8 protein-coding genes are annotated in these 8,528 nt (G+C 70.4%); 7 read left to right on the top strand and 1 reads right to left on the bottom strand.

Features of this window, described 5'->3' with window-relative positions; genetic code table 11:
* Nucleotides 1–312: 312 nt before the first annotated feature.
* From argS to scpB, 5 genes are all read left to right on the top strand, one after another.
* The gene (argS, locus tag ACFE87_RS20905) at nucleotides 313–2,067 is read left to right on the top strand and encodes an arginine--tRNA ligase (RefSeq protein WP_375461594.1); all 1,755 of its coding nucleotides are present in this window, start codon (nucleotides 313–315) and stop codon (nucleotides 2,065–2,067) included.
* 99 nt (nucleotides 2,068–2,166) lie between these two features.
* The gene (locus ACFE87_RS20900; protein WP_375461593.1) at nucleotides 2,167–3,660 is read left to right on the top strand and encodes an SPOR domain-containing protein; all 1,494 of its coding nucleotides are present in this window, start codon (nucleotides 2,167–2,169) and stop codon (nucleotides 3,658–3,660) included.
* Between the two features lie 34 nt (nucleotides 3,661–3,694).
* Entirely contained in the window at nucleotides 3,695–4,717 is a 1,023-nt protein-coding gene (nagZ, locus tag ACFE87_RS20895) for a beta-N-acetylhexosaminidase (RefSeq protein WP_375461592.1), read from the top strand.
* 40 nt (nucleotides 4,718–4,757) lie between these two features.
* A complete protein-coding gene (locus ACFE87_RS20890; RefSeq protein WP_375461591.1) occupies nucleotides 4,758–5,582 on the top strand; it encodes a segregation and condensation protein A in 825 nt (274 codons plus the stop codon).
* On the top strand, nucleotides 5,579–6,277 hold the full coding sequence (gene scpB / locus ACFE87_RS20885; RefSeq protein WP_375461590.1) for an SMC-Scp complex subunit ScpB: 699 nt from the start codon (nucleotides 5,579–5,581) through the stop codon (nucleotides 6,275–6,277). Before ACFE87_RS20890 ends, scpB begins: the two co-directional genes overlap by 4 nt.
* A 6-nt stretch (nucleotides 6,278–6,283) precedes the next feature.
* On the opposite strand, the gene bcsS is transcribed toward scpB, so the two are convergent.
* Nucleotides 6,284–7,039 carry a cellulose biosynthesis protein BcsS gene (gene bcsS / locus ACFE87_RS20880; protein WP_375461589.1) on the bottom strand — a complete coding sequence of 252 codons (756 nt, stop codon included), beginning with the start codon at nucleotides 7,037–7,039 and terminating at the stop codon, nucleotides 6,284–6,286.
* Between the two features lie 252 nt (nucleotides 7,040–7,291).
* Between bcsS and ACFE87_RS20875 the strand changes: the two genes are divergently transcribed.
* Nucleotides 7,292–7,561 (top strand): usg protein, encoded by a 270-nt coding sequence (locus ACFE87_RS20875; protein WP_375461588.1) that lies wholly within the window; start codon nucleotides 7,292–7,294, stop codon nucleotides 7,559–7,561.
* 104 nt (nucleotides 7,562–7,665) lie between these two features.
* Nucleotides 7,666–8,313: an exopolysaccharide biosynthesis protein gene (locus ACFE87_RS20870; protein ID WP_375461587.1), complete on the top strand. Its 648-nt coding sequence runs from the start codon at nucleotides 7,666–7,668 to the stop codon at nucleotides 8,311–8,313.
* Nucleotides 8,314–8,528 lie beyond the last annotated feature (215 nt).

Raw genomic sequence — 8,528 nt, 5'->3', positions numbered from 1 at the left:
GGCGATGGCGACGAAGCTCCCCGCCGCCCAGGTGATCGGTCGTGTCATCTCGCTCTCGACATCGCGCGAGAGCGTCCGTCGCCTGGGGTCACCGCTCGATTAACGCCGGCCCGAACTCCGCCGGCACGGCGCATCGTGGTTTCGGGACCCTTTGCAGGGCCCCGAAAGCTGTAGGCATCGACCCGCCTGACCCGCCCCGCGCCGCGGACGATGCGGGAGCCGCGCCATCGGCCTGTCGTGACAGGGCGGCGCGCGGTTGCTAAGCGGTGCCGCCCGACCGGGCCGGGCCGTCTTTCCGCTGGATCAGGGTTCATGAACGTTTTCGGGCTCTTCGAGCGCCGGGTTGTGGAGGCGTTGGAGCGTCTGATCGCGGCCGGGACCCTGCCGGCGGAGATCGACCTGTCGCGGGTGGTGGTGGAGCCGCCGCGCGATTCAGCCCATGGCGACCTCGCCACCAACGCGGCTCTGGCGATCGCGAAGCCGGCCCGGATGAATCCGCGCGCGCTGGCCGATCTCCTGGTCGCCGACCTCGCCACGGACCCGCGCGTGGTCGAGGCCTCCGTGGCGGGGCCGGGCTTCATCAATCTCAGGCTCGCGCCGTCGATCCACCACGAGGTGATCCGGGCGGCGCTCGTCGATCCGGAGGGCTTCGGCCGGAGCGGGCAGGGGGCCGGCGCGGCCGTCAACGTCGAATACGTCTCCGCCAACCCGACCGGCCCGATGCATGTCGGCCATGGCCGCGGCGCGGTCTTCGGCGACGCCCTCGCGAACCTGCTCGGCTTCGCCGGCTATGCGGTCACCCGCGAATATTACGTCAACGATGCCGGCGCGCAGGTCGACGTCCTCGCCCGCTCCGCCTTCCTCCGCTACCGCGAGGCGCTGGGCGAGGAGGTCGGAGCGATCCCCGAAGGGCTCTATCCGGGCTACTACCTGAAGCCGGTTGGGGCCGCGCTCGCGGCCACCCATGGCCGCGATCTCGTCGGGATGCCGGAAACGGAGTGGCTGCCCATCGTCCGCGCGGCCGCGATCCGGGCCATGATGGAGCTCATCCGCACCGATCTTGCCGTGCTTGGCATCCGGCACGACGTCTTCTTCTCCGAGCGCTCGCTCTCCGCCGGGCCGGACGCGATCGCGGCGACGATCGCCGACCTTCGCGTCCGCAACCTCGTCTACGAGGGCCGGCTGCAACCGCCGAAGGGCCAGCCGGTCGAGGATTGGGAGGACCGCGAGCAGACGCTGTTCCGGGCAACGGAGTTCGGCGACGACGTCGACCGGCCGCTCCTGAAGTCGGACGGCTCCTATACCTATTTCGCGGCCGACATCGCCTATCACCGCTCCAAGTTCGAGCGCGGCTTCTCCCGGATGATCGACATCTGGGGAGCCGATCACGGCGGCTATGTGAAGCGGATGAACGCGGCCGTGCGGGCGCTCAGCGCCGGACAGGCCGAGCTCGACGTCAAGCTGTGCCAGCTCGTGAAGCTGCTCCGGGGCGGCGAGCCCGTGAAGATGTCCAAACGCTCGGGCGATTTCGTCACGTTGCGCGAGGTGGTCGACGAGGTCGGCGCGGATTCGACCCGCTTCATGATGCTCTACCGCAAGAACGACGCGCAGCTCGATTTCGACCTCGCCAGGGTCGTGGAGCAATCCAAGGACAACCCGGTCTTCTACGTCCAATATGCGCATGCGCGCTGTGCGTCGGTCTTCCGGCAGGCGGCCGAGATATTCGGCCGGTCGCCGTCGCGGGAGACGCTGGCCGCGGCGGACCTCTCGATCCTGACCGACGAGGCCGAACTCGAGATCGGTCGCCGCATCGGTCAATTCCCGCGGGTGATCGAAGCCGCCGCCCTCGCCCACGAGCCTCACCGCATCGCCTTCTACCTCTACGATCTCGCCAGCCTTTTTCACGCGCTTTGGAACAAGGGCAAAGACTTGCCGCAATTACGGTTTGTTAAACAAGGAGATGAAATGTCGACCGTCGCGAGGCTGGCCCTCGTGGGTGCGCTGAAGGGCGTGCTCGCGTCCGGCCTCACGATTCTTGGGGTGCAGGCGCCGGACGAGATGCGCTGAGGCGTGTCGCGGGCCGGAGACGACGTTGCCGTGTCACGAGTCAGGACCCACCTCGGACCCTGACAGGATGCGTCGGACGACGTGTCGGAGAGCGTATTCATGAGCGAAGCCAGACACCAGCGGTTCGAGATCGACATCGAGGAGATCGAACGCGAGCTGCGGCGCTCGGCCGAGGCCGCCCCCGCGCCCCGCACCGACCCCTTGGCAGAACTCGCCCGCATCGTCGGGCAGGATGATCCCTTCCGGGGCATCATCGGCGAGGGCCGCGCGAATGCCGGCGCCGCACCGCCGCTGCAGCATGGCGGTCGTCACGAGGAGCCGGGGCAGGGCGGGTTCGAGCCGGTCCTGGACGCCGGCGACCGGTTCGGCGCGCGTGGCACGTCGCCGCAGCAGGGTGGTCCCTACGACCCCGTCCAGGACGTCTACGGCTCTCCCGACGCCGCCTTGTCCGAAGAGGACATGCAGCCGCTTCGCCCGCGCCGCTCGCGGGCCAGGCTGGCGGCCGTGATCGCGACGCTAGTCGTCGCCACGGGCGCGGGTGCGGGCGGGCTCTATTGGTATCGTACCGGCGGCAGCTTCAGCGTCTCCGGCCCGCCGCCGCTCGTCTCCGCCGACCGGACCCCGGTCAAGAAGCCGCCCGAGAATCCGGGCGGCATGGAGGTGCCGAACCAGGATCGGCAGATCTACGAGCGCGGCGCATCCGACGGGACGAGCCGGGTCGTGGATGGGCGCGAGCAGCCGATCGACGTCCGCGAAGCCGCCCGCGGCATGCCGGCCGTGACGGACCGGCCGCCGACCATCTCGGCCCGGGCTCCCGTGGCGGGAGCCCCCGTGGCGCCGGGCTCCGCGCCCGAGGGCGGTCCCGTTCCGCCGACGTCGACGGTCGCCGTGGCGCCGCCCCCGCCGAGCAGCAATGCCGTCGCGTCGGCTCTGGGCGAACCGCGCCGGGTCCGGACCGTTGCGGTCCGGCCGGACGGGTCGGTCTATACCCCGAGCAGCACCGCGAGCCTCGTCGATACCCCGCCCAGCCTGATGCCGGGCGGGACCCTGCCGCCGCCCGTTGCCGTGTCGACGGTGAGCGTGCCGGGTCGGAATGGCTCGTCGACGCCTGCGCTGGCGGCTCCGGCCCCGGCGATGGCGCCCCCGCCGGCTTCGGCCGCCTTGGCTGCCCCGAACTCTCCCGGTGATGCGGCGCCCGCCCGCGAGCCCGTCCGGGTGCTTCCTCCGGCCCGCCCGAAGTCGCTCGTCGACGCGGCCTCGACCGAAGCCCCGACCCGGACAGCCTCGGTCGAGACGGCCGATTCGCCCCCGCGGGCGGGTTCGGATCGGAGGCCGGCCTCCGAGACCGCCGGAAACTTCACCGTGCAGATCGCCGTGCGGCCGACGGAAGCGGAGGCGCGGGCTGCCTATACCCAGCTCCAGGAAAGGTTCTCGGGCGATCTGGACGGACGCCCGGCCACGGTGACCGAGGCCGAGGTAAGGGGAAAGACGGTGCACCGCGTCCGGGTCGGACCGATGACCAAGGCCAGCGCGACCGCGCTCTGCACCAAGCTCAAATCGTCCGGCGGCTCCTGCTTCGTGGCGGGCAACTGAGCGTGCAGGCGAGGGTGGCCGGGCCGGGTCCGGCGTGAGCGCGCGCGCCTTCATCGCGGGCTGCGCCGGCCTGGTCCTGTCGGCGGAGGAGCGCGCCTTCTTCCGCGAGGCCGATCCCTTCGGCTTCATCCTGTTCCGCCGCAATGTGGGCTCCCCGGACCAGGTGCGGGCGCTGACGGCCGCTCTGCGCGATGCGGTCGGACGGGCAAACGCACCCGTGCTGATCGACCAGGAGGGCGGACGCGTGCAGCGTCTCGGGCCGCCGCATTGGCCGCGCTATCCGGCCGGGCGCGCCTATGGCCGCATCGTCCGGGACGCGGAGGCGAGCGGTCGCGATCCGGCCTGGCTCGGCGCCAGGCTGATCGCCCACGATCTCCGCGACCTCGGCATCGACGTCGATTGCCTGCCGGTGCTCGACGTGCCGGTGCCCGGCTCGCACGACATCATCGGCGACCGCGCCTATGCCGAGGACCCGGACGAGGTGGCGCGGCTCGGCGGCCACGCCGCGGCCGGGCTCCTGGCCGGCGGCGTGCTGCCGGTCGTGAAACACGTGCCCGGCCACGGCCGCGCCGGGTCCGACAGCCACGAGGCCTTGCCCCGCGTGAGCGCCTTGCTCGACGATCTCCGGGCGCGCGATTTCCGGCCCTTCCGGGCGCTGGCCCACCTGCCGGTCGCGATGACCGCGCATGTCGTCTACGAAGCGATCGATCCGGACGGTCCGGCCACCACCTCGGCGCGGGTCATCTCCACCATCGTGCGCGGCGAGATCGGGTTCGACGGTCTCCTCCTCACCGACGACCTGTCGATGAAGGCGCTCTCCGGCGATTTCCGCGATCGGGCCGAGGCCGCCTTCCGGGCCGGCTGCGACGTGGCCCTGCATTGCAACGGCGACCTCGCCGAGGCGAGACGGGTGGCAGAGGGATCGCCGCGTCTCGCCGGGCGATCCCTACGGCGGGCCGAGGCCGCGCTCGCGCTCGTCTGCCGCGAGCCCGAGGACGATTTCGATCCTGTGGATGCGCGGCTCGCGCTGGAGACGGCGCTGTCGCAGGCGGCGTAAGCGTTGGGTTCCACGCACCCGGCGAGTCGCACCCTCTTCCATGACGGACGAGCTGACCTTCGAGACTGAGACGGGACGGGCGGACCGCGCCTCCGGGGACCCGCTCCTGGTCGTCGATGTCGGCGGGTTCGAAGGACCGCTCGACCTCCTCCTCGATCTCGCCCGGCGGCAGAAGGTCGACCTGCACGAGATCTCGGTCCTGGCGCTCGCGGAGCAATATCTCCGCTTCGTCGAGACCGCCCGGACGATGCGGCTCGAACTCGCGGCCGATTATCTCGTCATGGCGGCCTGGCTCGCCTATCTGAAATCGCGCCTGCTCCTTCCCGAGCCGCCGAAGCCGGAGGGCGAGAGCGCCGAGGACCTGGCGCTCGCCCTCGCGACCCGGCTCCGGCGGCTCGACGCGATCCGGGAGGCCGCGCGGCTCCTCGGAGAACGCCCGCAGCTCGGCCGCGACGTCTTCGCCTCCGGCGCGCTCGGGCCGGCCGCTTCCGAGGACCCGGCTGCTGCCCCGACGCGGCCGGTCTACGAGGGCTCCCTCTACGATCTCCTCTCGGCCTATGCCGGCCAGCGGCAGCGCAGGATCGAGGTCAGGGTGACCATGGCGAAGCGCCTGGTCTGGTCGCTCGACGATGCGAGGGCGGCGCTGGAGCGCCTGCTCGGGACGTCGGTCGGCTGGGTCGAGCTCGACGCCTACCTGCTGCGCTACCTCGCCGACCCGGCGATGCGGGTCTCGGCTCTCGCGTCCTCCTTCTCGGCCGCGCTCGAGATGGTGCGCGAGGGGAGGGCGCTCCTGCATCAGGAAGCCCCCTTCACGCCCCTGATGATGAAGCGGAGCGAGCCGGCCCTCCGTCTCGTCCTTCCATGAATGCCGCGCTGAAACGGCTCGAGGCGATCTCCCGCTCATACGGCGGGGCCGACGCCTTTGCGGAACCCGAGACCGTGCGGATCGCGGAAGCCCTCCTGTTCTCCTCCGCGACGCCGATGAACGCGGTCGCGCTCGCCGGGCGGCTGCCGGCCGATACCGACATCGCCGCCGTGATCGCGGACCTGACCCGGCTCTACGCGGGCCGCGGCGTGAACCTCGTCCGGGTCGCCGGCGGCTGGGCCTTCCGGACGGCGCAGGACCTTGCCTTCACGCTGGGCGAGGAAGCCCCGCCCGCCCAGAAACTGTCCCGCGCCGCCATGGAGGTGCTGGCGATCGTCGCCTACCACCAGCCGACGACGCGGGCCGACATCGAGGAGATCCGCGGCGTGGCGGCCTCGAAGGGCACCCTCGACACCCTGATCGAGACCGGCTGGGTCAGGCTGCGGGGCCGGCGCCGCGCGCCCGGCCGCCCCATCACCTACGGCACGACGCCGGCCTTCCTGGCCCATTTCGGTCTCGATGCGATCACAGACCTGCCCGGGCTCGAAGAGCTGAAGGGGCTCGGCTTCCTCGAGGGCCGGATCCCGGGCGACCTCGCGATGCCGATTCCGTCGGACGGATTGGCCCTGATGGCCGACGAGGACCCGCTCGAGGCCGATCTCGATTCCATGACGCCCTACGGTCCGGACGAGTAGCGGCGCTCAGAGCCGCATCCACGCGCTCACGCCGATATAGGGCGAGCCCCGCTTGTGGGAATCGTCCTCCATCCAGCCGCCCGAGAGCCGCAGCGTCACGACCGACATGGCAAGCCCCGTGACGTGGCCGCCCCACCGCACCTCGCGATAGGTCGGGGTCGCGTAGACGGTGATCTCGGGCCCGACGAAGGCGGAGCCGAAGACCCGGTATCCGACCGAGGCCCGGTTCCACAGGCTGGTCCGCGTCGAGCTGACGATCAGCGTGTTCGTGACCAGCAGGTCCGGGCTCGGGTGGAGCCAGAGGTCGAGCTGGCCGCGGGCGCCGACCCGGGGCTGCGACCAGCGGTAGACCCGCCCGCCATAGGTCAGCTGCTCCTGCTGCACCTCAGGCCCGGCAAAGGCCGCGACGTGAACGCGGTCGCCATTCCACTGGTAGCCGAGGAGCGCGCTCGTCTGATGGGTGAAGCGCAGCACCGGCACGTCGATGCCCTGGTTCCTGGACCGCTCCGGCGTGAGGCCGAAGCCGGTGCTTTCCATGAGCAGGAAGCCGCTTCGGTCCAGCGGCCCGGTCAGGCTCTGCTTCGCGCCGCCCGTCACGAAGACCGAGCGGCCGGCATCGAGGCTGCCGAACAGCACCGCATGCTGGTCTTCGGGCCGGATGAACAGATCTTCGTCCCGCGGCCCGGCCGCACCGACAGCGCTCCAGGCGCAAAGAAGCGCGGCTACGACAGCGGTACGGACGCGTACGGGAGACCGGAACACTGGACGCTACTCCCCGACCAGGGGCACTCACGGCTCCATTGTTCATCGAACACCCGGCAGGATGCAACGGAAGTTTAACCATGTCCGGGATGGCGACCGGCACGCGTTGCGGCATGATCCTCGCTACGGCGTGAATGGCCGCCGACGAAGAAGGAGAGCGCGTCGAACCGTATCGAGGTCGTTAACCCTTTGTCTTGAAACTCATGACGTCGCCGGCTGGTCGACCGTGACGCCCGGCGCGAGGAGGTTGCGATGGTCTGCGAGGATTTCCGCCGCCAGTTCGAAGGTTTCGGGCTCACGACGGCCACCATTCTGTATGGTTTGCCCGATTATCCGAAGCTGCTGCAGAGCTTCGTGTGGCAATTCCACGATCTCGCACCGCGCTTTCCCGAACTCACGAAGTTCCTCGATTTCTGGCGCCGCGAGCTCGACGGTCCGCTCCATTCGGTGACGGTGGCCCATTGCGGGCTGATCAAGCCGGCCGAGTTCCGGGCCGTCAGCGGCGTCCTGACGCTGCATTGACGCCGATCTTCGGTGCGGGTCTGCCCTTGGGTGGCCCGTGCCGACTTGGCCGGCAGGCCTCGCTGCGCTAGAGGAGCGCCTCCCGACGCTCCCCGGTAGGCCGGTTGTTTCCTGAAGCGCGCATCTCGGCGGTCCTCTCGTCCTTGGCGGGGAACGCGACTGACCGGCTGACTGTCGCGCAGATCGTGGCGGCGCTGCGCGATCGCGCGTTCGCGATCCTGGTCGTGCTTCTCGGCCTGCCGAATTGCCTGCCGATGCCGCCGCCGATTCCGCTCGTCTGCGGGCTTCTCCTCATGCTGGTCGCGATCCAGATCGCGGCCGGGCAGGACGCGCCGTGGCTGCCGAAGCGGCTCCTGCGGCAATCGATCCCGCAGGAGGCCGTCACCCGCGCCGTGAGGCGCACGATGCCGGTCTTGCAGCGACTCGAGCGCTGGTCGCGACCCCGCATCGCCTTCCTCGAGACGCCGCTCGCGTTGCGTCTCATCGGCTTCCTGCTTCTCGCGCTCTCGCTCGGCCTCCTGGTCGCGGCCCCGGTGATCGGGCAGATCCCGATCGGGCTCGCCGTCTGCCTCGTCGGGCTCGGGCTTGTCGAGCGGGACGGCGTGCTCGTCATCATCGGCATCGTCCTCGGCGCGATCGGCGTCGTCGCGAATCTCGGCTTCGCCTACGCCATCTTCTCGGTCATCGAGCACTTCTTCTGGGACCGTCCGGAGAGCTTACCGAATGTTCATGCGAGCGTGATGCTGGGGTAACGAGCGGTCTTCTAGATACGTCTCATCGGATCGGGTCCGGATCGTCGAAAGGCGGCCTCCTGCCGCATCGAGACCCCGCCGCAGGTCTCGAGCGCCGCGACCCCAGACGACGAGACCAGGGCTGCAATCGTCGCCCCCCGCCAGCTCTGTGTTTCGTGGCGGCAGGCCGGATCACGTATCCGGCCTGCCGCTTCCCGTCGAAACGCGTTAAGTTG

This window comes from uncultured Enterovirga sp. (assembly GCF_964242715.1).
GTDB lineage: Bacteria > Pseudomonadota > Alphaproteobacteria > Rhizobiales > Beijerinckiaceae > Enterovirga.
Note: the sequence above shows the minus strand (reverse complement) of the source record. Positions and strands in the feature narration are given on the sequence as shown.